The 26,740-nt window shown below is 68.4% G+C and carries 21 protein-coding genes; 11 read left to right on the plus strand and 10 right to left on the minus strand.

The window, feature by feature from the left end:
* The first annotated feature begins 58 nt into the window (after positions 1–58).
* The 7 genes from DPR14_RS01420 (at position 59) to DPR14_RS01450 (ending at position 9,494) form a co-directional block, all read left to right on the plus strand.
* Positions 59–1,867 (plus strand): extracellular solute-binding protein, encoded by a 1,809-nt coding sequence (locus tag DPR14_RS01420; protein ID WP_158043572.1) that lies wholly within the window; start codon positions 59–61, stop codon positions 1,865–1,867.
* A 127-nt stretch (positions 1,868–1,994) separates the two neighbouring features.
* Complete coding sequence (locus DPR14_RS01425; protein ID WP_158043573.1) at positions 1,995–3,839, plus strand: extracellular solute-binding protein; 1,845 nt, start codon at positions 1,995–1,997, stop codon at positions 3,837–3,839.
* Positions 3,840–3,888: 49 nt separating this feature from the next.
* On the plus strand, positions 3,889–4,998 hold the full coding sequence (locus DPR14_RS01430; RefSeq protein ID WP_158043574.1) for a microcin C ABC transporter permease YejB: 1,110 nt from the start codon (positions 3,889–3,891) through the stop codon (positions 4,996–4,998).
* Entirely contained in the window at positions 4,952–6,145 is a 1,194-nt protein-coding gene (locus tag DPR14_RS01435; protein WP_158043575.1) for an ABC transporter permease, read from the plus strand. Before DPR14_RS01430 ends, DPR14_RS01435 begins: the two co-directional genes overlap by 47 nt.
* A gap of 19 nt (positions 6,146–6,164) precedes the next feature.
* Positions 6,165–7,790 carry an ABC transporter ATP-binding protein gene (locus DPR14_RS01440; protein WP_158043576.1) on the plus strand — a complete coding sequence of 542 codons (1,626 nt, stop codon included), beginning with the start codon at positions 6,165–6,167 and terminating at the stop codon, positions 7,788–7,790.
* Positions 7,787–8,221 carry an RDD family protein gene (locus DPR14_RS01445; RefSeq protein WP_192499220.1) on the plus strand — a complete coding sequence of 145 codons (435 nt, stop codon included), beginning with the start codon at positions 7,787–7,789 and terminating at the stop codon, positions 8,219–8,221. Before DPR14_RS01440 ends, DPR14_RS01445 begins: the two co-directional genes overlap by 4 nt.
* Positions 8,222–8,294: 73 nt before the next feature.
* Positions 8,295–9,494 carry a pentapeptide repeat-containing protein gene (locus tag DPR14_RS01450; protein ID WP_158043578.1) on the plus strand — a complete coding sequence of 400 codons (1,200 nt, stop codon included), beginning with the start codon at positions 8,295–8,297 and terminating at the stop codon, positions 9,492–9,494.
* 29 nt (positions 9,495–9,523) lie between these two features.
* Here DPR14_RS01450 and DPR14_RS01455 read toward each other — a convergent pair whose 3' ends face one another.
* Complete coding sequence (locus tag DPR14_RS01455) at positions 9,524–10,621, minus strand: Rpn family recombination-promoting nuclease/putative transposase (protein WP_158043579.1); 1,098 nt, start codon at positions 10,619–10,621, stop codon at positions 9,524–9,526.
* Between the two features lie 114 nt (positions 10,622–10,735).
* Between DPR14_RS01455 and DPR14_RS01460 the strand changes: the two genes are divergently transcribed.
* The gene (locus tag DPR14_RS01460; RefSeq protein ID WP_158043580.1) at positions 10,736–11,662 is read left to right on the plus strand and encodes a 2-hydroxyacid dehydrogenase; all 927 of its coding nucleotides are present in this window, start codon (positions 10,736–10,738) and stop codon (positions 11,660–11,662) included.
* Between the two features lie 6 nt (positions 11,663–11,668).
* Here DPR14_RS01460 and DPR14_RS01465 read toward each other — a convergent pair whose 3' ends face one another.
* From DPR14_RS01465 to DPR14_RS01475, 3 genes are all read right to left on the minus strand, one after another.
* Positions 11,669–12,502, minus strand: coding sequence for a C40 family peptidase (locus DPR14_RS01465; protein WP_158043581.1), 834 nt, complete (start codon positions 12,500–12,502; stop codon positions 11,669–11,671).
* Positions 12,471–12,914, minus strand: coding sequence for a MarR family transcriptional regulator (locus tag DPR14_RS01470; RefSeq protein WP_158043582.1), 444 nt, complete (start codon positions 12,912–12,914; stop codon positions 12,471–12,473). The genes DPR14_RS01465 and DPR14_RS01470 overlap by 32 nt, the downstream gene beginning before the upstream one ends.
* Positions 12,915–12,994: 80 nt before the next feature.
* Complete coding sequence (locus DPR14_RS01475; RefSeq protein WP_425501004.1) at positions 12,995–14,383, minus strand: leucyl aminopeptidase family protein; 1,389 nt, start codon at positions 14,381–14,383, stop codon at positions 12,995–12,997.
* Between the two features lie 176 nt (positions 14,384–14,559).
* On the opposite strand from DPR14_RS01475, the gene DPR14_RS01480 reads away from it, so the two are divergent.
* A complete protein-coding gene (locus DPR14_RS01480) occupies positions 14,560–15,204 on the plus strand; it encodes a glutathione S-transferase family protein (protein WP_158043583.1) in 645 nt (214 codons plus the stop codon).
* 7 nt (positions 15,205–15,211) lie between these two features.
* Here DPR14_RS01480 and DPR14_RS01485 read toward each other — a convergent pair whose 3' ends face one another.
* The 3 genes from DPR14_RS01485 to DPR14_RS01495 form a co-directional block, all read right to left on the minus strand.
* On the minus strand, positions 15,212–16,390 hold the full coding sequence (locus tag DPR14_RS01485) for a TAXI family TRAP transporter solute-binding subunit (protein ID WP_246148709.1): 1,179 nt from the start codon (positions 16,388–16,390) through the stop codon (positions 15,212–15,214).
* 210 nt (positions 16,391–16,600) lie between these two features.
* Complete coding sequence (locus DPR14_RS01490) at positions 16,601–17,911, minus strand: MFS transporter (RefSeq protein WP_158043584.1); 1,311 nt, start codon at positions 17,909–17,911, stop codon at positions 16,601–16,603.
* Positions 17,912–17,968: 57 nt separating this feature from the next.
* Positions 17,969–19,777, minus strand: coding sequence for an adenylate/guanylate cyclase domain-containing protein (locus DPR14_RS01495; RefSeq protein WP_158043585.1), 1,809 nt, complete (start codon positions 19,775–19,777; stop codon positions 17,969–17,971).
* A 139-nt stretch (positions 19,778–19,916) separates the two neighbouring features.
* On the opposite strand from DPR14_RS01495, the gene DPR14_RS01500 reads away from it, so the two are divergent.
* Positions 19,917–21,455: a malonate--CoA ligase gene (locus DPR14_RS01500; protein ID WP_158043586.1), complete on the plus strand. Its 1,539-nt coding sequence runs from the start codon at positions 19,917–19,919 to the stop codon at positions 21,453–21,455.
* Between the two features lie 48 nt (positions 21,456–21,503).
* Here DPR14_RS01500 and DPR14_RS01505 read toward each other — a convergent pair whose 3' ends face one another.
* Entirely contained in the window at positions 21,504–21,983 is a 480-nt protein-coding gene (locus DPR14_RS01505) for a peroxiredoxin (protein ID WP_158043587.1), read from the minus strand.
* Positions 21,984–22,074: 91 nt separating this feature from the next.
* Positions 22,075–24,162: a protein-disulfide reductase DsbD family protein gene (locus tag DPR14_RS01510; protein WP_158043588.1), complete on the minus strand. Its 2,088-nt coding sequence runs from the start codon at positions 24,160–24,162 to the stop codon at positions 22,075–22,077.
* Between the two features lie 139 nt (positions 24,163–24,301).
* Between DPR14_RS01510 and DPR14_RS01515 the strand changes: the two genes are divergently transcribed.
* The gene (locus DPR14_RS01515) at positions 24,302–24,877 is read left to right on the plus strand and encodes a YqgE/AlgH family protein (protein ID WP_158043589.1); all 576 of its coding nucleotides are present in this window, start codon (positions 24,302–24,304) and stop codon (positions 24,875–24,877) included.
* A 96-nt stretch (positions 24,878–24,973) separates the two neighbouring features.
* On the opposite strand, the gene ltrA is transcribed toward DPR14_RS01515, so the two are convergent.
* Entirely contained in the window at positions 24,974–26,374 is a 1,401-nt protein-coding gene (gene ltrA, locus DPR14_RS01520; RefSeq protein ID WP_343038692.1) for a group II intron reverse transcriptase/maturase, read from the minus strand.
* Positions 26,375–26,740 lie beyond the last annotated feature (366 nt).

Consider the following 26,740-nt stretch of genomic DNA (forward strand, 5'->3'; position numbering starts at 1 on the left):
TGGCGGGCGGCGGCTCCGGCCCCCCGATACCGGCTCCGCTTGCGAGGAATTTTCCCGGATGAGACTCCTCTTCGCCGTCCCGATGCTTCTGCTCGTCCTGGTTTCCGCCGGCCACGCCGAGGACCCCGTGACCAGGACGCATGCCCTGGCGGAGTTCAGCACGCCCAGGTACGGCGCCGGCTTTGCTCATTTCGACTATGTCGATCCGGCTGCGCCCAAGGGCGGCGCCGTCGTCACGGCGGAACCGGGAAGTTTCGACAGCCTCAACCCGATCATCCTGCGCGGACGAGTGCCGCGCAGCCTCGACATCGTCTCCGAGACGCTGTTCGCCGGGTCGGGGGACGAGTTGGACGTGGTCTACGGCCTGCTCGCCGAAACGGCGGAATACCCCGAGGACAAGAGCTGGGTGGTGTTCACCCTGCGCCCGCAGGCCCGGTTCCACGACGGCCACCCGGTGACCGCCGCCGACTTCGTGTTCGGCTGGAAAGCCATCGAGCAGCATGGCCGGCCCTTCCTCAAGAGCTTCCTGGAGGATATCGGGACGGTCGAGGCGCTGGACGAGCATCGCCTGAAGGTGAGCTTCAAGACCCGAGGGGAGATGAAGCCGCTGATCCGCGCCGCCGGCATCCTGACGCCGGTGCCCGAGCACTGGTGGACCGCGGAGAACCGGGACATTTCCAAGACGACCCTGGAGCCGCCGCTGACCAGCGGGCCCTACCGGGTCACGGCGGTCGACCCCGGCCGGTCGATCACCTATGAGAGGGTGGCCGATTACTGGGGCCGCGACCTGCCGGTCAATGTCGGCCAGAACAACTTCGACACCGTCCGGACGGACTTCTACCGCGACGACGACGTGATGTTCGAGGCGTTCAAAGGCGGCGCCTACGATTTCCGGCAGGAGAACAGGGCCCAGCGCTGGACCTCGGGCTACGACATTCCCCAGGTGAAGGACGGCCGGGTCGAGAAGCGCGCGCTTGCCAACGAGCGCCCGTTCGGCGCGCAGGGCATCCGCTTCAACATGCGCCGGCCGCAGTTCGCCGATCCGAAGGTGCGCCTGGCGCTGTCATATCTCTACGACTTCGAGTGGCTCCAGAAGAACATCCTGTACGGCCAGTACCGCCGGGTGAAGAGCAACTTCCCCAACAGCGACTTCGGGGCCAGTGGCCCGCCGACTCCGGCGGAACTCGCCATCCTGGAGAAGTACCGGGGCCGTGTCCCGGACGAGGTCTTCACCACCGCCTACGAGCCGCCCTCCACCGACGGGTCGGGCAACAACCGCGACAATGTCCGGAAGGCGCTGGCGCTGTTCCGGGAGGCGGGCTTCCAGACCCGCGAAAACAAGCTGGTCGATGCCAAGACCGGGCGGCAGTTGCGGATCGAGTTCCTGGACGGCAACCAGTCGATGGTCCGGGTGATGCAGCCCTATGTCACGGCGCTCCAGCGCGTCGGCATCGACGCGACGATCCGGATCGTCGACAGCGCCCAGTACCAAGCCCGGACGGACGATTTCGATTTCGACGCCGTGATGGTGTTCTTCAACTTCTTCCCGCCACCGGGCACCGAGCAGCGCAGCTATTTCGGATCGGCCGCGGCCGACGTGAAGGGCTCGGCCAACTATGCCGGCATCAAGGACCCCGTCGTGGACGCGCTGATCGAGGAGGTCATCGCCGCGAAGGACCTGGAGACGCTGCAGGCAACCTCGCGGGCGCTGGACCGGGTGCTGCTGTGGCGGCACGCCATGATCCCGCAATGGTACAACGACCAGACCTGGATCGCCTATTGGACCAAGTTCGGCTGGCCGGAGCGCAAGCCCCGGTACGAGGTGGGATTCCCGTCGACATGGTGGGCGAAGGAGGCGGCGCGCTGAACCGTTCCGCCCCGGATCGGTTTCGCCTTGATTAAGCCCGATTCGGCTGCAAAAGGCAGAAGGACGGGAACGCCGGAACGATTGTCACGCAAGACAGCGGCCTTGCCGCGGGAGAGATGAGGGCCGGATGAAGAGACTGCTTGCCGCCGCCGTTTGCCTGGGGACCCTGCTTCTGGGCGGGACCGCCCCCGTCTCGGCGCAGGATGCCGGAGAGAAGATCACGCGGACCTGGGCCATGGCCGAGTTCGGCGAACCGCTGTACGGCCCGGACATGCGGCACTGGCCCTATGCCAATCCCGACGCGCCCAAGGGCGGCTCGATCGTGCTGGGCGCCTTCGGCAGCTTCGACAGTCTCAACACATACATCCTCCGCGGGAGCTGGCCGTCCGGCATCGGGCTGATCTCCGACAGCCTGATGACCGGGTCGGGTGATGAACTGTCCTCCGCCTACGGCCTGATCGCCGAGACCGCGGAGTATCCCGAGGACAAGAGCTGGATCATCTTCAACCTGCGGCCGGAGGCCCGCTGGCAAGACGGCCAGCCGATCACCGCCGACGATTTCAAGTTCGCGTTCGACACCATCAAGGAGCACGGCCGGCCGTTCCTCCAGAGCTTCTACGAGGACGTCAGCGGCGTCGAGGTGCTCGATCCGCGCCGGCTCAAATTCTCGTTCAAGACGCGCAACAGCATGAAGCCGCTGCTGACCGTGTCGTCCAGCTCGCCGCTGCCGCGGCACTGGTGGACCGCGCAGGGGCGTGACATCACCAAGACCACGCTGGAACCGATCCTGGGCAGCGGCGCTTACCGGATCAGGACGGTCGACGCCGGGCGCTCGATCACCTACGAGCGGGTGGCGGATTACTGGGCGGCGGACCTGCCCATCAACCGCGGCCTGAACAACATCGACCAGATCCGGTATGATTATTACCTGGACGACACGGTGCTGGCGGAGGCCTTCATGTCCGGCCGGATCGATTTCCGGCAGGAGAACCGCGCCCAGCGCTGGAACCAGAGCTACGACGTGCCCGCCGTCAGGGACGGCAGCATGATCAAGCGGGTGGTGCCCGACCAAACGCCGCGCGGGACCCAGGGCTACATCTTCAACCTGCGCCGGCCGCAGTTCCAGGACGTCCGGGTGCGCGAGGCGATCACCCTCCTCTATGATTTCGAGGCGATCCAGCGGACCCTGCTGTTCGGCGAGTACAAGCGTGTGAAGAGCTGGTTCCCCAACTCGGAATTCGGCGCCAGCGGCCCGCCGGACACGCTGGAGCTGTCGATCCTGGAGAAGTACAGGGACAAGGTCCGGCCGCAGGTGCTGACGAAAGCGTACGAGCCGCCGGTGACGGACGGGTCCGGAAACATCAGGGCCAACCTGCGGGAGTCGCTGCGCCTGTTCAGGGAAGCCGGCTGGGAGCTGAAGAACAACCGCCTCGTCAACGCGGCCGGCGAGCAGATGCGGATCGAGGTCCTGCTGGTCAGCCCGGCGCTGGTGCGCCTGACCGAACCCTTCGTGCAGAACGCGAGGCGCTCCGGCATCGCCGCCTCGATCCGCGTGGTCGATACCTCCCAGTACCAGGTGCGGATCGACGATTTCGACTATGACCTGCTGTCCGTCGCGCTGAACTTCTTCCCGCCGCCGGGCGCCGAGCAGCGCAGCTATTTCGGGTCTGCCGCCGCCGAAACCCGCGGCTCGGGCAACCTGGCCGGCATCAAGGACCCGGTCGTGGACGGCCTGATCGAGGAGCTGATCGCCGCCCGGGACCTGGAGACGCTGGCCGCGACCAACCGTGCGCTGGACCGGGTGCTGTCGTGGGGCTGGTACCAGATCCCGCAATGGTACAACGACGAGTCATGGCTGGTTTACTGGAACAAGTTCGGCTATCCGGAGACGATGGCGAAATACACGATCGGCTTCCCCACCACCTGGTGGGTCGATACCGGCAAGCAGGCCTCCGTCCGCTCGCCCGGCTGAAGCGGTAATTCAGAAGACAGCCCAGAAAGCAGCGATTGAGGAGACGAGGATGCTGGCCTACATCGTCCGCCGCCTGCTGCTGATCATCCCGACCCTGCTCGGGATCATGGTGATCAATTTCCTGATCGTGCAGGCGGCTCCCGGCGGTCCGATCGAGCAGACGCTCGCCCAGCTGCAAGGGACGGGCGTCGACGCCACGGCGCGGATCGGCGGCACGTCGGGCGGCGGCGACCTGCCGCCCCAGGCCCAGCAGTCGGGCGGCGAGCAGGTCACCGGCCGCTACCGGGGCGCCCAGGGCCTCGACCCCGAGTTCATCAGGCAGCTGGAGCGGCAGTTCGGCTTCGACAAGCCGCTGCACGAGCGCTTCCTCCAGATGTTGGCCAGCTACCTGACCTTCGATTTCGGGACCAGCTATTTCCGCGACCAGAGGGTGATCGACCTGGTGATCGACAAGCTGCCGGTGTCGATCTCGCTGGGGCTGTGGACCACGCTGATCACCTACCTGATCTCGATCCCGCTGGGCATCCGCAAGGCGGTGCGGGACGGGTCCAAGTTCGACATCTGGACCAGCGGCGTGGTCATCGTGGGCTACGCCATCCCCAGTTTCCTGTTCGCCGTGCTGCTGATCGTGCTGTTCGCCGGCGGCCGCTATCTCGACTGGTTCCCGCTCCGCGGGCTGACCAGCGAGGGCTGGGACCTGATGCCGTGGTGGCAGCAGATCCTGGACTATTTCTGGCACATCACCCTGCCGGTGGTGGCGCTGGTGATCGGCGGCTTCGCCGGCCTGACCATGCTGACCAAGAACAGCTTCATGGAGGAGGTCAACAAGCAGTACGTCATCACCGCGCGGGCCAAGGGGCTGGGCGAGGGACGGGTGCTGTACGGCCATATCTTCCGCAACGCCATGCTGATCGTGATCGCAGGATTTCCCGGAGCCTTCATCGGAATCCTGTTCACCGGGTCGCTGCTGATCGAGGTGATCTTCTCGCTGGACGGGCTGGGGCTGCTGGGCTTCGAGGCGGCGATCAACCGGGACTATCCCGTGATGTTCGCGACGCTCTATATCTTCACGCTGCTGGGACTGCTGATGAACCTGATCGGCGACCTGACCTATGTCGCGGTCGATCCCCGCATCGATTTCGAGGCGAGGAGGACGTGATGGCCGACGCCCACCCCGTTCCCCCGCCGCGCCGGCGGACCGCTTCCTCGGCATCCGGATCACGCCGATCACCCGGCGGCGCCTGCACAACTTCAAGGCCAACCGGCGCGGCTTCTGGTCCCTGTGGATCTTCCTGGTCCTGTTCATCCTGAGCCTGTTCGCCGAGTTCATCGCCAACGACAAGCCGCTGCTGATCCGGTACGACGGCGCGTTCTACATGCCGATCTTCACGGTTTATCCGGAGACCACGTTCGGCGGCGAGTTCGAGACCCAGGCCGACTACCGCGACCCGTTCGTGCGCGACCTGATCGACGAGAAGGGCTGGATGGTCTGGCCGGTGATCCGCTACTCCTACCGGACCATCAACTACGACCTGACAGTCCCGGCCCCGGCGCCGCCGTCCGCCGAGAACTGGCTGGGCACCGACGACCAGGGGCGCGACGTGGTGGCGCGGCTGATCTATGGCTTCCGCATCTCGATCCTGTTCGGGCTGACGCTGACGATCTTCTCCTCGATCATCGGCATCGCGGCGGGAGCGGTCCAGGGCTACTTCGGCGGCACGACCGACCTGCTGTTCCAGCGATTCATCGAGATCTGGTCGGGGTTGCCCACGCTCTACCTGCTGATCATCCTGGCGAGCGTCGTCGAGCCGAACTTCTGGTGGCTGCTGGGGCTTCTACTGCTGTTCAACTGGATGAGCCTGGTCGGCGTCGTGCGGGCGGAGTTCCTGCGCGCCCGCAACTTCGACTATGTCAGGGCGGCCCGCGCGCTGGGCGCCGGCGACGTGCTGATCATGGTCAAGCATGTGCTGCCCAACGCCATGGTCGCGACGCTGACCTTCATGCCCTTCATCCTGAACGGCTCGATCACCACGCTGACCGCGCTGGACTTCCTGGGCTTCGGCCTGCCGCCGGGCTCGCCGTCGCTGGGCGAGCTGCTGGCCCAGGGCAAGGCCAATCTCCAGGCGCCCTGGCTGGGCCTGACCGCCTTCTTCACGCTCGCCATCATGCTGAGCCTGCTGATCTTCATCGGCGAGGCGGTGCGCGACGCCTTCGATCCACGCAAGTCGGTCGGCCCGCTGCCCCGCAAGGGGCTGACGGCCAAGCCGGCCGCGGCGGCATCCGGCAAGAAGGCGGCGGCGGAATGAACAGAGGGAAACCATCAGCATGACCGACCTGCTCTCCGTCCGCGACCTGGCGGTCGATTTCCGGCTGTCGGGCGGCGAGGTCCGTGCCGTCCGGGGCGTCTCCTTCGACCTCAGGGCGGGCGAGACCCTGGCGCTGGTCGGCGAGTCGGGCTCCGGCAAGTCGGTGACCGCCCTCTCGATCCTGCAGCTCCTGCCCTATCCCATGGCGGCGCATCCGGCCGGCAGCAGCATCCGGTTCAAGGGAACCGAACTGGTCGGGGCGGAGGAGAAGACGCTCCGGGAGGTTCGCGGCGACCGCATCGCCATGATCTTCCAGGAGCCGATGACCTCGCTCAACCCGCTCCACACCATCGAGAAGCAGATCAACGAGACTCTGTTCCTGCACAAGGGACTGACCCGCTCGGCCGCCCGTCGGCGCACGCTGGAACTGCTGCGCCTCGTCGGGCTGCCGGAAGCGGAGAAGCGGCTGGCGGCATACCCCCACGAGCTTTCGGGCGGCCAGCGCCAGCGCGTTATGATCGCCATGGCGCTGGCCAACGAGCCCGACCTGCTGATCGCGGACGAGCCGACCACCGCGCTGGACGTGACGATCCAAGCCCAGATCCTGGAGCTGCTGAAGGACCTTCAGCGCCGCTTCAACATGGCGCTGCTGCTGATCACCCACGATCTCGGCATCGTGCGCAAGATGGCGGACACCGTCTGCGTCATGAACCAGGGCGAGATCGTCGAGAAGGGGTCGAACGCGGAGCTGTTCGCCGGTCCGCGCCATCCCTATACCCAGCGCCTGCTGGCGGCGGAGCCGAAGGGCAATCCGGCGCCGCCGCCGGAGAACGCGGCCGACGTGATGACGGCGCGGGACATCAAGGTCCATTTCCCGATCAGGAAGGGGCTGCTGCGCCGGACCGTCGATTACGTCCGGGCGGTGGACGGCATCAGCGTCACGGTGCGCGAGGGGCATACCGTCGGCGTGGTCGGCGAGTCGGGGTCGGGCAAGACGACGTTGGGGCTCGCCCTGCTTCGCCTGCACGCCAGCCAGGGCGCCATCCGCTATGACGGCAAGGACATCCAGGGCTGGCAGGCCAAGCAGATGCGGCCGCTGCGCCGGGAGATGCAGGTCGTCTTCCAGGACCCCTACGGCAGCCTCAGCCCGCGCCTGTCGGTCGCCCAGATCATCGAGGAGGGGCTGAAGATCCACGGCATCGGCAGCAGGGCCGAACGGGAGGCGATGATCGCCCGGTCGCTGGAGGAGGTCGGGCTGGACCCGGCCAGCCGCAACCGCTATCCGCACGAGTTTTCCGGCGGCCAGCGCCAGCGGATCGCGATCGCCCGCGCGATGGTGCTGAAGCCGCGCTTCGTCGTGCTGGACGAGCCGACCTCGGCCCTGGACATGTCCGTCCAGGCGCAGATCGTCGACCTGTTGCGGGACTTGCAGGTGAAGCACAACCTGGCCTACCTGTTCATCAGCCATGACCTGAAAGTGGTGAGGGCCCTCTCCAACGAGGTGATCGTGATGAAGGACGGCAAGGTGGTCGAGTCGGGTCCGACGCGGCAGATCTTCGAGGCGCCCCGGCAGGACTATACCCGCGCCCTGATCGCCGCGGCGCTGAACCTGGTCGCGGTCAAGACATCCGACGTGCGGATGTGACGGGCGGGGTCCGGTTCGCCGGCTTCTGGATCCGGGCCGCGGCGGCCCTGGTCGACGGCTTCGTCCTCGGGCTGGTGTCGGCCTTCATCGGCATCGTCGTCGTCTCCGCGATGCTTTGGATCGGCATCGGGGAGGGGACGGCCCAGGGTGTCGGGCAGGTGCTGAGCACGGTCGTGGCGATCGCCTACTATACCGGTTTCCATTCGTCCGAGCGCCAGGCCACGCCGGGCAAGCGGGTGCTCGGCATCCACGTCATGACCCGCGACGGCGGCAGGCTCACGCCGGCGCGGGCGCTCGGGCGGTACTTCGCGCTGATCCTGTCGGCCATTCCCTTCGGCCTGGGATACCTGATGGCGGGCTGGACAAGGGACAAGACGGCGCTTCACGACCTGGTCTGCTCAACCCGCGTCGTCTACGACGCACCCGCCTGAATTATTATCTACTTAAGATTCTTGCCGGATACTCGTCGGCATCCGACCGCCCGCCGAGTGCCAGCAGCTCCCGATGTCCCATCCGGCTACCGGCCACAGCGCCGCCTACATCGCCGAGCTGAAGAGGCGGCTGAACTCCCACCGCAAATGGGTGGTCGGCACGCGCGGCGGCATGCAGGCAGACCTCAGCTTCCACGACATGTCGCAACTGCCGCTGGGCGGCGTCGTGCTGCGCAACGCCAAGCTGGTCGGCACCTCGTTCGCCCGCAGCAACCTGTCCAGGGCCGACCTGAAGGCCGCGGTGCTGATGATGGCGGAACTGGAAGGGGCGGATCTCAGCCAGGCCGACCTGCTCGGCGCGGATCTGCGCGGCGCCTGCTTCAACGGTGCCAACCTGGCGGAGGCGAACCTCGCCGGGGCCGACCTGCGCACCGGATCGCTCGGCGCGGTCAGCACGAAGCAGCAGCCCAGCGCCGGAGCGTCGGTCAGCCGGCGCACCGAACTGATGGACGCCAACCTGAACCGCGCGATCCTGGTCGGCTCCAACCTGGGCAACTGCGACCTGACCGGGGCGGAACTGGTCGATGCCGACCTGTCCGGGGCGGATCTGACCGGCGCGATCCTGGTTTCCACCGACCTGTCTGGTGCCACGCTGAAGAACACGACGCTGACCGGCGCCGTCCTGTCGGGCGCCGTGCTGGATGCCGACGCCGTCGCCCGCATGGCCCAGTTGGGCATCAACCCCGACGGCAATCTGGAGTCGCTCGGCGAGCGGCTGTTCGAGTTGCTGGCCCATCACCAGGAGTGGCTGGACAGCGAAGGCCGGGCCGGGCAGCGGCTGGAACTGGACTTGGCCGACCTCAGCGACGCGCCCCTGGGCGAGGTCGACCTGTCCGCCGCCAAGATCCAGCGCTGCAACCTGCGCAACGCCAACCTGACCGGTTCCAACCTGATGATGGCCGACCTCAGCTACAGCAACCTGAGCGGTGCGGACCTGAGCGGCGCCAACCTGTCCGGGTGCGGTATGCGCCGGGTGAACCTGACCGGCGGATCGTTGCGGGACAGCGTCCTGCTCAGCGTTCCGGTCGGCGACCTGGACCGTCCGTGGCCGACCAACCTTCAATATGCAAGGCTGAACGACTGCGATCTGCGCTGCCGCGCCGCGGCCGGCGTGATTCTCCGCCATGCCGACCTGACGGGCGCCCGGGTCAACATGGCGCTGATGAAGGGCAGCGACACCAGCGGGGCCAAGCTGCCGACCACCCGGGGGTGAGGGGAGGGGAGGCCGGTTTCGCGGCGGTATCAGTTGGACCTGTGGCTGGTGAAAACGGCGTCGAGGGTTGCCGCGTCGAGGATGTTCTCGGCCCAGGCGTTCAACTGATCGTCGGAAGCATTGTGGATCGTCGCGATTGCAGCTTCCGGTACGGCACCGAAACGACGCCGAAGCAGGCGCAGAAGGATGTCGGCCTTTCCCTCTGCCTTGCCTTCGGCCTTACCTCTGGCTTCGCCGATCAGAATACCCTCGGCCTTCCATTCCTCCGCAGCGATCGACATGACCCTCGTCTCCTGACCTGGTACGATTTCCTTCAGCGCATCGCGAAGTATCGCCGTTTCGACTGAATTCGGCTCGGAAAGAATGTAGCGCACCAAGGCTATCAAATCATCAGGGCCGAGGGCGAATGCGGCTCGGCCGAGCTTGACGAGGGTGCGGTGAAGGTCGCCGTCGCGGGTGCCGTGTTTCAGGATGAGCAGCCCGACACGGAGCCTCTCCTCCCGCGACAGGCGGTCGTCATCGATGCGCCCCAGATCCGCCAGGGAGTAGCGGAAGTCCAGGACATGGGGGCGCAGGGCCTCATCCCCGAGGTCCAGGCCGTCGGCGAAGCTCAGCGGAATCCGCCACTCCGCCTCGCCGTGATACACCACCAGCGGGAAGATCGGCGGCAGCTTCCTGATCCTGCCTTCGGAGTCCCGCCCTTCGCGCTTGTCCCAGTCCTGCCAGATCCGCGTCTCGTAGCCTAGCAACTGAAGGTCGATTCGCGGATCCGGCGAGGACTTGTGCTCCATGAGCACATAGATGAAGGCGGCGCCGCCGGTCCGGATGCCGACGCCGTAGAGACGGTCGGTCCGATACTCCCGCAGTTCCTTGTCCACGAACGAGCCGGGCATAAGCACGGGGTCGTCCTGCGAGATCAGCTCCGCGACGGCCGCCGGCAGGCGTTCGCGGATCAGTGCGCCCGCTGTTCCGGGTTGGTCGAGCAGATGCTTGAAGAAATGATCATGGCGATGGATCAGGCGGGTTTGCATCGCATCACGGCAGCGGGGCGCAGGAATTTCATGCGGGAGTAGTCGCATGAACGCCGGGGGATGACGATGCGAAACCGGGCGGGCCGGCTGCGTCATAACGGCCTGCCGTTGCCGGAGCGCGCCGGCCCACGCCCGGGGCTTGCCGGACGGGGAAAGCTGTGCCAGGACTGGCGGCCTCAGCAATCCATCATATTCGAAGGATTCCGGCCGATGGCTATCCTGTTCCTGTCCCCGTCCGACGATCCGGCCGAATGGCTGCCGGAACTGAACAGCCGGATTCCGGGGCGGGAAATCAGGGTCTGGCCGGACGCCGGCGACCTGTCGGAAATCGACTATGCCCTGGCGTGGCGCCCGCCGGCCGGGGTGCTCGGCCGGCTGCCGAACCTGCGGGTGATCTTCTCGCTCGGGGCGGGGGTGGACGGGGTGCTCAGCGATCCCGAGTTGCCGGACAAGCCGCTGGTCCGCATGGTGGAGCCGGGCCTGACCGAGGGCATGACCGAGTATGTCGTCCTCCAGGTGCTCCACTGGCACCGCCAGATGGAAGCCTACCGGGCGCAGCAGGAGCGGCGGGAGTGGCGGCAGCTCGGCCAGAAGCTGGCCCGCGAGCGCCGGGTCGGGGTGCTCGGCCTCGGCGTCCTGGGAGCCGACGCCGCGCGCGTCCTGAAGGAATTGCGCTTCGACGTCGCGGGCTGGAGCCGCTCGCCCAAGGACCTTCCCGGCGTCACCTGCTTCCACGGCGCCGCCGGCTTGCCGGAGTTCCTGGCGCGGACCGAGATCCTGGTCTGCCTGCTGCCGCTCACGCCCGAGACCGTCGGCATCCTGAACTGGGAGACGCTGGCGGCATTGCCGCGGGGAGCCTGCATCGTCAACGCCGCGCGCGGCGGGCATGTGGACGAGCAGGACCTGCTGGCCGAACTGGACAGCGGCCACATCGCCGGCGCCAGCCTCGACGTCTTCGCGGAGGAGCCGCTGAGCCCCGACCACCCGTTCTGGAGCCATCCGCGGGTGATCGTGACGCCCCATGTGGCCGCCGTCACGCACGCACGCACGGCGGTCGGCCACATCGCCGAACAGATCGGGCGCTTCGAATCGGGGTTGCCGCTCGAGAACGTGATCGACCGCAGGCGCGGCTACTGACCGGGCCTAGAGCCGGCGTATCCCGGTGATCCGGGCGCCGCGGGCGACCACGTCGGAAAGCGGCTCCTCGGTCACCATCATGTGGAAGGCGTTGGCGTGGATCAGGTGTTCCGGTCCCGTCATGATGCCGACATGGCCGGGGAAGAACACGAGGTCGCCGCTCCGAAGCGTCTCCCCCTCCGGTACCGGCCGTCCCAGCGTGCCGCCCTGCTGGTCGCTGTCGCGCGGGGCCGCGATGCCGGCCGCCGCCAGGGCGATCTGTACGAGGCCGGAACAGTCCAGCCCCAGACTGGTCTTGCCGCCCCACAGATAGGGCACGCCGAGCAGCCGGCGGGAGGTGGCGGCATGGTCCCGCTGGTGAGCCGCCAAATCGGCCAGATGCCTTGCGAAGACCCAGCCGCCCTGCGCCAGCTCCACGAATCCGTTCCGCTCCCCGGCCGCGGCGACCCGGGTGGTCAGGCTCAGCACGTCGAGCGGCGGGGTCTTCAGGTCGGGCTCCGGAAACAGGAAGCTGCGCAGGGCCGTGACCTGGTGGGTCGGCTCCGGGGTTTCCCCCCACAGCGTGTCGAGCCGCAGGTAACCCACGTAGCCGTCGCCTGAAAGCTGGCCCCAGACCCAGCCGTCATGCTCCTCGTAGACGGTCACCGTCTCGCCGAACAGGGCCTGGGTCGTCTGGCGGGCCTCGAAGTCGGGCGATCCCTTGACCGTCGCGAAGCCGGCCCTGATCTGGCAGGGCACCCCCTCGACGAAGCGGTCGGCCGGGACGATGCCTTCCAGGTGCGCCGCGGCGAGATCCGCGCGGTACGGACTAGTCCGAGGATCCGGCAAGGACGCGGTCATGGACGGCCTCCGCCGCGGGTTCCGGCACCGGGTCCGGCGGGGACGCGCCATGCCCGTCGGCCAGGGACTCGTCGCCCAGGGCCAGATGCTGCGACTCCAGCACCAGATGCGCGAACTCGGTCAGGAAGACCGATCCCTTGACCGTGCGCTGGACCAGGACGTTGCGCCGGTCGGCCTCGTCGCGCTTGCGGCGGATGAAGCCCAGCCGGCCGAGCCGGTCGAGCGCGCGGCTGATCGCGGGTTTCGAAATGTTCAAGGTGGCGGCAAGGCCGCGAACCGTGTGGGGCGGCGGCGTCAGGTAGACGGTCAGCAGCAGCGCCAGTTGCCGCGAAGACAGGTCCGGCCCCGCCTGCCGCACGTTCGTTACGAGAACGTGGCGCCAGAGATCTAGGGCTTGAAGCTTCTGCGGCATGCGCTGACTCCCGATACCGAACCCGCGCGTATCGGGTCTCGACCGAGAGAGTGCCGAAACGAGTCGAAATCGGCAAGTATTTAACTCTTTTTGCCATAACGGCTTTCCAGGTAGGCGAAGACCGCGCGCATCCCCAGGGCCTCGCCGCCCTCGGGACGGCCGGGCTTCGACGACGGGTTCCAGGCCATCACGTCCAGGTGCGCCCACGGGATCGACTTGTCGACGAACCGCTCCAGGAACAGGGCCGCCAGGATGGCGCCCGCGAACGGTCCGCTACCGACATTGTTCAGGTCGGCGACCTTGCTCTCCAGCATCTTGGCATAGGGCTGGTGCAGCGGCAGCCGCCACATCGGGTCGCCCTGGACCTCGGCCGACGCCAGCAGCCCGCCGGCCAGGGCGTCGTCGTTGCAGAACAGCGCCGGAAGCTCGGTGCCCAGCGCGACTCGGGCAGCACCCGTCAGGGTCGCGAAGTCGATGATCACGTCGGGCTTGTCGGTCACCGCTTCCGCCAGCGCATCGCACAGGATCAGCCGCCCCTCGGCGTCGGTGTTGCCGACCTCGACGCTCAGGCCCTTGCGGGTCGCCAGGACGTCGAGCGGCCGGAAGGCGTCGCCGGAGACGGAGTTCTCCACGGCCGGGATCAGCACGCGCAGGCGGATCGGCAGACCGGCCATCATGATCATGCGGGCGACGCCCAGAACATGCGCGGCGCCGCCCATGTCCTTCTTCATCAGAAGCATGCCGCTGGACGGCTTCAGGTCCAGGCCGCCGGTGTCGAAGCAGACGCCCTTGCCGACCAGCGTCACCCGGGGGGCGCCCTTGTCGCCCCAGGTCAGGTCGATCAGGCGAGGCTCCCGGGTGCTGGCCCGGCCGACGGCGTGGACGGCGGGATAGTTCTTCTTCAGCAGGTCTTCCCCGACGGTCACCTTGACCTTGGCCTTGAACTCGGCTCCCAGCGCCTCGGCCGCCGCCGCCAGTTCGGCGGGTCCCATGTCGGAAGCGGGCGTGTTGATCAGGTCGCGCACGAGATACGTGGCGGTCGCGGTGCGCTCGACCGCCTCCCGGTCGGCCCCTTCCGGCCAGACCAGCGTCGCGAAGCTCCTGTCGTTCTTGGATTTGTAGCGGGTGAAGGCGTAGCAGCCGAGCGCCCAGCCCAGCGCCGCCTTGGTCGCGGTGCCGGCGTCCAGACCGGCGTCGATGCGGTAGGCGCCGGCCGGCAGGGATGCGGGGAGGGCGGCATAGGCCCAGAGGTCGGCGTCGGCATCCACGCCGACCAGCACCCGGGCGAGGGTTCCGCCATCGCCCGGCAGAAGCGCCGTCTTGCCGGATTCGGCCTTGAAGCCGATGCCGGCGACCCAGGCGCGCACGGCGGCCGGCTGATCCGCGAGCCAGCCCTCCAGGCCATCCTTCGTCACGGGAGTGAGCGGGATCGAGTCCGTCCCGGCCTTCGGGCGCATATGGGTCAGCAAGTGGCTGTTCCTTCGTCGCGATTACGGTTGGCGTGCCCAGAACATGGAGCACCGGGGCGCCGCTGAAAAGATGGAACTGTTCTTCGCGCCGTTTCCCATCGGGGCGCTTTCGAAACCGCGCGCCAGCAACTAGTCTCCCGCCCGACCTTCATCCCCAGCAGATCCGGCGGTTCTTCATGAGCGACCTCACCCTCGTCATCGGCAACAAGGCTTCGTCATCGTGGTCGTTGCGTCCCTGGCTGGCCCTGAAGCAGATCGGCGTCCCGTTCCACGAGATCACGATCCCGCTGCGCCAGCCGGAAACAAAGGCGGAAATCCTCCGGCATTCCCCCGCCGGGAAGGTGCCGGTGCTGCTCGACGGCGACCTGACCGTCTATGACTCGCTGGCGATCCTGGAATACCTGTCCGAGACCTGCCCGAACGCCGGCCTGTGGCCCGACGACCGCGGCGCCCGTGCCGTCGCGCGCTCCATCTCGGCGGAGATGCATTCCGGCTTCGCGGACCTTCGCCGGAACATGCCGATGGACGTGACCGACAGGCACCCGGGGGAGGGGCGCACGCCCGAGGTGCTGGCCGACATCGCCCGGATCACCCAGCTCTGGCGCGACGCGCGGGCGCGGTTCGGCGCGGACGGCCCCTTCCTGTTCGGCCGCTTCACGGCCGCCGACGCCATGTACGCGCCGGTCTGCACCCGTTTCGACACGTACGGCGTCGAGCTGGACGAGGTCGCCCAAGCCTATGTGGGCACGATCCTGGGCCTTCCCGCCATGCGCGAATGGTACGCCGCCGGCGCCGCCGAGCCTTGGGGCCCGCTGCTCTGAGGAGAACCTACCGGGCCGGGGGAGCGGGGGGAACGGGAACCGGGAGGGTCGGCATGGGGTCGTCCTCGGTGCGCTCCGGCTCGCGGCGAGGCTCGACCTTCGGCTCGGTGCCGCCGTCCTCCAGCACGCCGGCTTCCCGGTAATAGCGGGCGGCGCCGGGATGGAGGGGCGCGGCCAGGCCCTTCGTCGCGGTCGCGAGCTGGATGGACGGTCCTCTGGGATGGCCGTTGTCCAGCAGGCGCCTCGTGTTCGGATGCCAGAGCGCGCGGGTGATGCCGTAGACCATGTCCTCCGGCACGTCGCCGCGGACCAGCCACTGGGCGCCGACGCCCAGGGTCAGCGTTTCGGAAACGCCCTCGTAGACGCCCTCGCCGATCACGGACTCGGTGAAGAAGGGCAGGCGTTCCTTCAGGCCGCGGCCTTGCTCGTCGTCGAAGGACAGCAGCCGGATCGGCGTGCGGGCCGCCGCCTCGGCGACGGCGGCGACGGGATGTCCGCCGACGATGAAGAAGGCGTCGACCTCGCCCTCGACCAGCCGGTCGCCGGCCGGGCCCGGCTTCAGGTACCGGGCGTCGATCTCCGTTTCGGCGATCCCGTAAGCCTCCAGGATCACCCGCGCCTCGACCAGCGTGCCGGACCCTTCCTCGCCGACCGACACCCGTTTCCCTTTCAGGTCGGCGACGTTGCGGATGCCGCTTTCCGCGCGGACGACGAGATGGACCGTCTCGACATAGAGGTTGGCGATGGCGGTGAGCTGATCGAACGGCTGCTGGCCCTTGTAGGGGCCGGTCCCCTCGCGGGCCCAGAAGGCGATGTCCGCCTGGGACAGCGCCGACTCCAGCGTCCCGGTCCGCATCTCCTTCAGGTTCTCCACGGAGCCCTGGGTCGCCTGGGCCACCGCGATCACGCCGGGAACGCCGCAGCTTCCGCCGCGGTCGCAGGGACGGGAGCCGGGCGGGTTGCTGATCACGTTGGCCAGCATGCCGCCGACCGGGAAATAGGTGCCGCCGGTGGTTCCGGTGCCGATCCGGAAGAAACGGATGTCGTCCGCGCGCGGTCCGCCCGCCGGGACCAGCAGCGCCGCGGTCATGGCCGTCGCGATCAGGGCTGCCATCAGGATGCCGATGACCGTTCGCGCAGCGGTCGGTGAGCAGCGGCGCCGGGCGGTGGACAGGTCGGGATGCACGGCAGACGGCCTTCCAGTGAGGGTAGGGCATCCGGAAGCGGAAAGGGCCGGTTCCGCGGAATGACGCTTTACCAAATTGAGACGAAAGAGATGGCCTCAATATGGCGTAAAGGCATTACGCGTTTAATAACGCCGCCATGTCCGGTTTATTTCCGGCCCGATCGGGCTAAGGCCGCTGCCCTCGCTCCGCCGCCGGCCACCCCGCCGCCCTCACTCCGCCGCCTGGGCCTGCATCCGGGGCGGGTCGAAGTCGAAGGCGAGCTGGTCCGGCTCCTGCGGTCCCGTCTCGGCGCGCGGGCTCAGTTCCATCGCGATCGGCGTGGTCGCCGTCTGGGGCATCGGCACGAAGGCGCCCTGTTCCTCCAGCGGCTTCGCCTGGCGGGCCGTCATGCGGTAGAGCGTGAACAGCACCAGGACGGCCGCGATCGACCCGATATAGAAGAACAGCCCGTTGAACCCGAGCACGCCCATGACCTGGGACGCCAGGACCGGTCCCACGACGGACCCCACGCCGAACATCAGCAGCAGCCCGGCGCTGGCCGGCACGACCTCGTCCGACCGCATGAAGTCGTTCGCATGGGCCAGGGCGATCGGGTAGATCGAGTAGGCGAGACCGCCGTAGAGGCCAAGCATCGCCGCGAAGGCCAGGTTGGGAACTCCGTCGGCGAAGGCAAGGGCCAGGGCCGCGGCGGAGACGCCGGCGATCGCCCCCAGGAAGACGGTCCGGCGGTCGAACCTGTCCGACAGGCGGCCCATCGGGAACTGCATCAGGAAGCCGCTGAGGATCGCGACCATCATGAACAGCCCGACATCCTCCACCGTGCCGCCACGCGCCTGGACATAGACCGGCCCCATGCTGCCGAAGGCGCCGTTGACCAGCCCCGCGCCGATGCAGCCGGCGACGCCCAGCGGAGAGATCCGGACGATCTCGATCACGCGGAGCCGGTTGGTGCCGACGGTGCCCGGGCTCTGGACCCGGCTCAGCGCCAGCGGAACCAGCGACAGCGCCACCAGGATCGCGACCAGGCTGAAGATCTGGAACCCGTTGGGATCGATCACCGTGATCAGCGACTGCGACGCGCCCAGGGAGAGATAGTTGACGGTCATGTAGACCGACAGCACCCGGCCCCGCACCGTGTTGGAGGAGGAGGCGTTGATCCAGCTCTCGGTGATGGTGAACAGCCCGGCCAGGCAGAAGCCCGCCACGACGCGCAGCAGCAGCCAGACGATCTGGTCCACCACGATCGCGTGGACCAGCGCCGAGATGGCGGCCAGCGCCGCGAAGGCCGCGAAGGCGCGGATATGGCCGACGCGTTCGACGACCCTCGGGCAGCGCAACGTTCCGAGGACGAAACCGACCGAGTATGCCGCCATGATGATGCCGATACGATCGACCGGGAAGCTTTCGGCCCCCATGCGCACCGCGAGCAGCGTGGAGAACAGGCCGTTGCCCAGGACCAGGATACCGAGACTGACCAGCAACGGTAGAATGGCGGCGAATACCTGCCGCAGATCCGACATCCACTCCTCCTGACAGGGTTTCGGCCGGCTCGCCCGGCTCCCCTTCAAGGCTCCTCTTCAAGACAGGGCGGTATACGAACTAACGGTCTCCGGAACAAGCCGGCGGAACGTGACAGGAGTCGCGAATCCCTTCAGCTCGGCCGATTCCACCTCGGAATGCAACGATGTTATCACAGCCGAAACGGCCGGATCGGCGGCCAGGCTCTCGGACAGGATGATGTCGCCGCCCAGGCTCCGCCCTTCGAGGCGTGCCGCCAGATTGACCGTGGAGCCGAAATAATCCAGGCGGCCGTTCAGGGTCACCGCGACGCAGGCGCCGGCGTGCAGGCCCATCTTGATCACCAGCCCGTCGCGGGGCGCCGTCTGGATCGCCAGCGCCGCGCGGACCGCCTGGGCCGGGTCGGCGAAGGCGGCCATCACGGCGTCGCCGATGGTCTTGACCACGGCGCCGTCATGGTCGCGCACGGCCTTCGCCAGATCCGCGAAGTGCTCCCGGACCCTGTGGTAGGCCCTGGCGTCGCCGATGCGGCCGTAAAGGGCGGTAGACCCCTTGAGGTCGGTGAACATGAGGGTCACGGTGCCGATCGCGACCTCGTCGCCGGGACGCAGGACCTCGTCGGAGAACATGTCGCGGAACGCCTGGAGGGTCGTCACCTGATGGGCGGTCAGGGCGTCCGCGATCCAGTCGCGATCCTCCACCACCAACGTCAGGGGGCGGTCGGTCCTGTTCTCCAGGCGGAGCAGTCCGGGTGCGGCGGGAGGGCCGGGCGTGACCGAGCCGTCCTCGGCGGTCACCAGGGGGAAGCCCTGGCCCGGGACGGGCAGCCAGTCCAGGTCGGCGCTGCCGCCCGGCTCCAGGGTGCGCAGGCGCAGCGGTCCGGCGGGAAGCTCGGCTTCCAGCGTCCTCGCCTCCCCGGGGCGAAGCGTCTGCTGGACATGGACGTGCGGCGTGGTCATGGGGCCGGCCAGGCAGTATTCGCCCTCGGTGAGATGCCGGACCGTGGGCGACGGCCGGAAGGTAAGTTCCACGTTGCGCGCGAAGTCCCTGCCGTAGTCGATGTTGCAGGACGGGCAGTGGGCTCCGCTCGGCAGCCGGTCCAGGGTCGATGCCGCCGCCTTGGCGCCCCGGCAGCGCGGGCACAGCAGGTCCCAGCGCAGCGTCAGCAGGCCGGCCTTGACGGCGCCCAGGCACAGTTCGACCACGGTCCGGGGCTGCTCGCCCCAGCTCCGCGCCAGGGCCAGGGGCCGGATGCGGGTCAGGTCCACCTCCTGCGCGGCCAGCAGATGGTCGGCCAGGCGGCGCGACAGGCCATGGCCGTTGCCGCTCTCCTCCAGCGCCCGCACCATCCCGGCGATCCGTTCCGCGACGGCGGCGTCCGGGACGGGCGGCTCATAGTCGAAGGGCTGCGGGCGGGTTCCCGCGGCATGGCCGGCGGCGGTGCGGATCAGCGTCTCGAACTTCCGGCCCGACCGTTCCAGGAAGCCCAGGCGGAGCAGCAGCCAGCCCAGCCAGTTCGCCGGCCGTATCTCCAGCGTGTAGGACACGCGCGAGCCGCCGCGCTCGGGCGTCAGCTCCAGCGTCGGCCCGACGCTTGCGAACGGGCCGGCCCGGAACCGCCGGACCTGGGTGAAGCCGTGGGGCGCCACCCATTGGAACGGCTGCTCCTCCCACTCCAGAGCGTAGCGGCCGATCCTGCCGCGGGCGAGGCGCAGCAGGGTGCCGTCGTCCTGGGGGATCTCCTCGACATCGTAGCGCGGCAGGCCCATCGCCTCGTTGAAGCGGGGCGTGTCGGCCAGCAGCGGCCAGAGCCGCTCGGGCGGCTGGTCAAACCACCATGTCCAGGTGCGTCGCGCAATGTCCGCCATCGTCCCGTCCCCATGCCCGTTTCAGTCTGTGCCAGGCGCCTGCCACGAACTTATTCCGCGGAGCTTCAATTCCCAAGTCGCGGCGGCTATGGTCGATGCGCGTGGAGGATCGACCAAGCAGCCCCGGAGCCAAGGAAAAATGAGCGACAACCTGTACGACCTGTTCCAGTCCCGGTTCCCCGCCGACCGTTCAAGCCCCTTCATCGAGACGGACCCCTTCATCGAGACGAACCGGGGGCGCATCTACAGCTATGCCGACCTGCACGGGACCTCGGGCCGCTACGCCCGCCTGCTGACCGACCTGGGGGTGCGCAAGGGGGACCGGGTCGCGGTCCAGGTCGAGAAGTCGCCCGAGGCGATCTTCCTCTATCTCGCCTGCCTCCGGGCGGGTGCCGCCTACCTGCCGCTGAACACCGCCTACACCAAGGCGGAGGTGGCCTATTTCGTCGGGGACGCCGAGCCCGCCGTCGTGGTCTGCCGGCCGGAGAGCGAACCGGTGATCGCCGAGGTCGCGGCCAAGGCCGGAGTCGGCCACGTCCTGACGCTCGGCCAATCCTGCGACGGCTCCCTGCCGGAGCGGGCGCTCGGCCTCGATCCCGACTATGCCACGGTCCCGGCGGAGTCCGGCGACCTGGCGGCGATCCTCTACACCTCCGGCACCACAGGGCGGTCCAAGGGCGCCATGATGAGCCATCGGAACCTGGGCTCGAACGCCCGGGCGCTGCACCGCATCTGGGGCTGGAAGCCCGACGACGTGCTGCTCCACGCCCTGCCGATCTTCCATACCCACGGGCTGTTCGTCGCGACCAACTGCGTCCTGCTGAACGGCTCGGGCATGCTGTTCCTGCCGAAGTTCGACCTCGACCGGGTGGTCGGGCTGCTACCCCGCGCCACAGTCTTCATGGGCGTGCCGACCTTCTACACCCGGCTGCTGTCGGACCCGCGCGTGACGCCCGACCTGTGCCGGACCATGCGGCTCTTCATCTCCGGCTCGGCGCCGCTGCTGGCCGACACCCACCGGGAGTTCCAGGAGCGCACCGGGCACCCGATCCTGGAGCGCTACGGCATGACCGAGACCGGGATGCTGACGTCCAACCCGCTGGACGGCGACCGGGTGCCCGGCACCGTGGGCTTCCCGCTGCCCGACGTCGAGCTGCGCGTGGTGGACGAGAAGACCGGCGGGCCGGTCGGCCCGGAGGAGGTCGGCATCATCGAGGTGAAGGGACCGAACGTGTTCGGCGGCTACTGGCGGATGCCGGAGAAGACGAAATCCGAGTTCCGCCCGGACGGGTTCTTCATCACCGGCGACGTCGGCAAAATCGACGGGCGGGGCTATGTCCATATCGTCGGCCGTGCCAAGGACCTGATCATCTCCGGCGGGTTCAACGTCTACCCGAAGGAGGTCGAGAGCGTGATCGACGCGATCGACGGCATCGTCGAGTCCGCCGTGGTCGGCGTGCCCCACCCCGATTTCGGGGAGGCGGTGGTCGCGGTGGCGATGCGCCGGTCCGGCCGCGGCGACGTGACGGCGGAAAGCGTGGCGGCGGTCTGTAAGGAGGAGCTGGCGAACTACAAGGTTCCCAAGCGGATCTTCTTCATCGACGAACTGCCGCGCAACGCCATGGGCAAGGTCCAGAAGAACCTGCTGCGCGACGAGCACAAGGGCCTGTTCGCCTGATCCCGCCGTTCGGGCCGGGCGGGGAAGCCCGGCCCCCGGAGACGGTCGTCAGATCGCGTTGAGCACGGCGTCGGCGCTGGAGACTTCGAAGGCGCCGGGTTCCTCGACGCTCACCGACTTCACCGTGCCGTCCTCGATCACCATGGCGAAGCGCTTGCTGCGGTGGCCCAGGTTGTAGCCGGTGCCGTCCATCTCCAGGCCCAGCGCCTTGGTCAGGGTGCCGTTGCCGTCGGGCAGCATGGTGATCTTGCCGCCGACATCGGACGACTTGGCCCAGGCGTCCATCACGAAGGGATCGTTCACCGCCATGCAGACGATCTCGTAGCCCTTGGCCTTGAACTCGTCCGCGCGGTTGACGAAGCCCGGCAGGTGCTTGGCCGAGCAGGTCGGGGTGAAGGCGCCCGGGACCGCGAACAGCACGGCCTTCTTGCCCTTGAACAGGTCGTCGGTGCTGATTTCCTGCATCCCGTTGGATGTGAGGTGCTTGAGCGTGACGGACGGAAACTTGTCACCGACCTTGATCGTCATTCTGATGGCCCTCCGAGCGTGAATCGTGGGCACAGGTGTAGACCGGTGCGGCGTTGCGCCGCAAGGAGCATTCCTGTCCGGCGACCCCCGATCAATCCGCCCGGTCCAGCGCCGCGAGCACCGCTCCCTCGGTCAGCAGTTCCGGCAGCGCTATTCCCTCGGGCGCGCCAGGGCCGTAGACCATGTTGAACGGGATGCCGTAGCGGCCGTGCTCGGCCAGGTAGGCCGCGATCCGGTCGTCCGGCCGGGTCCAGTCCGCCTGCATCGGCACCACGCCGCCGCCGAACAGCCTTCCGGCGACGGGATCGCGCGACAGCACCAGCCGCTTGTTGGCCTGGCAGGTGATGCACCAGCTCGCCGTGACGTCCACGAACACGGTTCGCCCGGCGGCCACCTGCTCCGCGATGGCGGACCGGTCGAACGGCACCCACTCGGCGTCGGTCGCCGCGGCCGCCTGCGAGGCCGGACGGTCCAGCGCCATCGGCATCCCGAATGCGGCCGCCGCCAGCAGGGCCGCGGCCACGCCGCCGGCGAACCGGATTCTGCCCGGCAACCGGCGGCGGACCGCCAGGGCCAGGACGACGGCGACCATCAGCGCGCCGACCGCCAGCGCCGCCGCCGGGTCGAGCTGGACCGCCAGGACCGACAGCAGCCAGATGCCGGTCAGGGCCAGCGCCCCGCCCAACACCCGGCGCAGCGCGACCATCCAGCGGCCGGGCCGGGGCAGGCGCGATGCCAGCCGGGGGAACGCGGCCACCGCCAGGAAGGGCAGCGCCAGTCCGAGCCCCAGCGCCAGGAAGACGGCGACGATCTCCAGCGGCCCGCGGGCCAGGGCGAATCCCACGGCGGTGCCGAGGAACGGGGCGGAGCACGGGGTCGCCAGCAGGGTGGCGAGCGCGCCGGTCGCGAAATGGCCGCGCAGGCTCGGGGCGTGGCCGCCGTGCCCGCCCACCGCCGCGTCGGCGATGGCGCGGGGCAGCGGGATTTCGAACAGGCCCCACAGGTTGGCCGCGAAGACCGTGACCAGCACCACCATGAAGACCAGGAACAGCGGCTGCTGGAACTGGATGCCCCAGCCGACCGCCGACCCGGTCAGCTTCAGCGCGACCGCGGCGCCGGCCAGCACCAGGAAGGAGAACAGGATGCCGGCGGCCGACGCGAGGAACCCGGCGCGGATCTCCCGCGGGGCACTTCCGCCGTGGCTGACCACGGAGAGCAGCTTCAGCGACAGGACCGGCAGGACGCAGGGCATCAGGTTCAGCAGCAGCCCGCCGACGAGCGCGAAACCCAGCATGGCGGCAAGGCCGGCGGCGGCGTCGCCCGGCCCGGTGCCCGGCGCTCCGACCGTCGCCGCCCGCTCCATTCCGCGCAGCCCGTCCACCAGGGTCAGGGTGACCGGCATGCCCTCAAGGGCCATCGGCTCGCCGGTGGCCGGCAGGGTGACGGTGATGCGCCGGTCGCCGTCGGCGAACTCGATCTTCGGGGCGCCGAACGCGGCGGCAGGCCCGGCCTCCACGAACAGGTCCGGATCGACGAAGGGCTCGCGCGCGGTCGCCACGACCCGCAGCGACTTGTCCGCCGCCCGCACGCTCTCGATCGACAGGCCGGAGGCGGCGCCGTCCCCGGGCACCTGTGAGGCGAAGCGGGCGATCAGGTTGGCGTCGGCGCCGGCCGAGCTCGCCGGTCCTTCCGGGATCGCCAGGGACAGGTCCAGGTGCTGCGGCACGCAGATGTCGCTGCACACCAGCAGGTCGACCGAGGCGCGGAGGTCGAGCGGCCGGCCGGGCGCCGCGGGCCGGGCGGCGATGGGGAACACCACCTCGCCGTCGTAGCCGAAGGTCTCGATCCCGAACAGGGTGAAGCGGTGCGGCGCCGGCCAGCGCATCTCGGTTCCGGCCAGGTTGGCGCTGCCGTCCCAGGCGACCTGCGGCGGCAAACCCGCGTCGCCGGGCGAGCGCCAATAGGTCTTCCAGCCCGGCTTCATCTTCAGGTGGAGCCCGAGCGGAACGTTGTCGAGCGTGCCCGTGCCGTCCACGGCGGCGACCAGCCTTGCCTCGACGGTTTCGGTCGCCTGCCACGGGCCGGAGGCGCCATGGACCGCCGGGATCGACGCGAGCAGGGCCGCGAGCAGGACGAGCAGTCCGGTGGCGACGCTGGACAGGGTGCTTTTGCTGATCATGGGGCTTGGATTTTGTGTCTCATGGTTCGGCATTATAGGTGGCAAGCGGTCGCAGGTGCTGTCACACTTTGATGAGGCCCCGTTGATCCGGTGAGATCAGCCACCACATTCGGAGCTTGAGGCAGACGGAACGGCACGAATGACTGATGCAACGCGGAAGCCCCAATACCTGACCGGCCAATTGCTGATCGCCATGCCGGCCATGCCGGACCAGCGGTTTCAGCGCTCGGTGATATATATCTGTGCCCATAACCCGGACGGCGCCATGGGCTTGGTGATAAACAAGCTGTTCGGCTCGATCACCTTCCCGGACCTGCTGGAGCAACTCGGCATAGACACGCCGGGCCAAGCGGCCAACATGCGGGTGCATTTCGGAGGACCTGTCGAGTCGGGCCGCGGCTTCGTGCTGCATTCGACCGATTTCGTGCGCGAAGGCACCATGACGGTGGACGACGACGTCGCGCTGACCGCCACGGTGGATATCCTCCGCGCGATCGCCGACGGGCGCGGGCCGAAGAACGCGATGCTGGCGCTGGGCTATGCCGGCTGGGGTCCCGGCCAGCTCGACGCCGAGATGCAGGCCAACGGCTGGCTGAACGCCCCGGCCGACGACAGCCTGCTGTACGGCCGCGACCTGGATACCAAGTGGGAGCGCGCCATCGCCAAGCTGGGCGTCAGCCTGTCCATGCTGTCGGGCGAAGCCGGCCACGCCTGAGATTTCGGCGGAAACGCAGGCCGGCCAAAGCCTTTATATTTTACTTATCCACAGATGAACCCAGATGGACACAGATATTCAGTTCTGATCCATTCCTTAATCGCGGTAGGGACGCCCGTTACCGGGCGCCCCCGCACAGAACCGGACGTGCCCGATTAAGGCATCCGGCTCCCACCTTGGGTGTTTGACGCGGAAGCGGTTTCCGGGCCAGGGATGAATGATGCGCGGCCGTGGCAGCCAGTGATCGGCAAGGCGCGTGAGTTTGTCCCACGGTGTCTTGTCCTTCTGGCTGCGCCGACGCAGCGCCCTCATCCACAGGACGCCGACATGGTAGCGCAGGTTGGCAAGGGCCCGGTAGTTGGTCGGGACGGCGAAGTAGGCGTAGAAGCCGCTCATCACCTGTCCCAGCCACCGGCCTTGCTCCGGGATGCCCTGGTGCCAGCGCCGCCGGAGTTCCTCCTTGATTTCCTTGAGCTTGGCCTGCTTGCGCTGGCGCCGGGTCTGGCGTCGCAGCAGGAAGCCGCCACGCCGGGACCGCCCACAGATGTGGGTGAAGCCCAGGAAGTCGAAGGTCTCCGGTTTTCCCGCGCCGCGCTTGGCCCGGTCGGCCTGTGCCTGCCGGCCGAACTCGATCAGGCGGGTCTTGTCGGCGTTCAGTTCCAGGGCGAACCGCGCCAGGCGCTCCCGCAAGTCCGCGAGGAACCGCTCGGCGTCCGACCGGTGCTCGAACCCGACGACGGTGTCGTCGGCGTAGCGCACCACGACCATGGTCCCGGTCGCGTGGCGCTGGCGCCACTGCCGGACCCACAGGTCGTAGACGTAGTGGAGATAGACGTTGGCCAGCAGTGGCGATGCCACCGCCCCTTGCGGGCTGCCGGCCGTCGCCGGCTGCCGTTTCCCCGTCTCGTCCACCACGCCGACCGTCAGCCACTTGCGGATCAGCCGCAGGACGCGGGCATCGCCGATCCGGTGTTCCAGGAACCGCATCATCCAGGTGTGGTCGATGCTGTCGAAGAACGCCCGGATATCGGCATCCAGGATCCAGTTCACCCGGCACTCGCCGATCGCCACCGCCAACGCGTCGAGCGCGTCGTGCTGCCCCCGTCCCGGCCGGAAGCCGTAGGAGAAGCCGAGGAAGTCTTCCTCGTAGATGGCGTTCAGCACCTCCACCAGCGCCTGCTGGACGATCTTGTCCTCCAGCGCCGCGATCCCGAGCGGCCGCATCCGGCCGTCCGGCTTGGGGATGACATGCCGGCGTGACGGGTGCGCCCGGTAGCGGCCGGAATGCACGCGGTCCTTCAGGTCCGCCAGCCGTTCCTCCAGCCCCTCCGCGTACTCCCGCCACGTCATTCCGTCCACACCCGGTGCCGCGTCCCGCTTCAATGCCCGATAGGCAAAGCGCAGCAGGTCGGTATCCACGTGCGTCAGAAGGGTGGTGAACCGCTCCTCCTTTCGCTCCCGTGCCGCTTGACGTATGCGCTCCAGCCCCGAGAGCACGGGGGCCCGGTCCTGAGCCCGGCCCGTGTGCGGCGGAGACGCATTCCCCTCGGCCCCACCCCTTCCCTCCACCGGCTCCGCGTCCGCGTTCGCCGGCTTCACAGGTACTATGGATGGGTCTGACCTCTTCGGCGCGTGCGTCACCGGCTACGGCTCCTCGCCTTCCCGGTGCGGACCAGACGGCCATCGGCCCCTGGTCACGCCGAAGATCTCCCGGTTCCCGCGCAAGGAGCGTCCGCACATGCCAGGGTCTCTGACCACGCCGGACCGCCGGGGTGCTCGCATGACGCGCCCCGCCGTATCGCCTTCCAGGCACAGAACCCTGTCGGCATCCGGGATCGAGATTCTTACGCGGCTCAATGGCTG

The sequence above is a fragment of the Skermanella pratensis genome (assembly GCF_008843145.1).
Classification (GTDB): Bacteria; Pseudomonadota; Alphaproteobacteria; order Azospirillales; family Azospirillaceae; genus Skermanella; species Skermanella pratensis.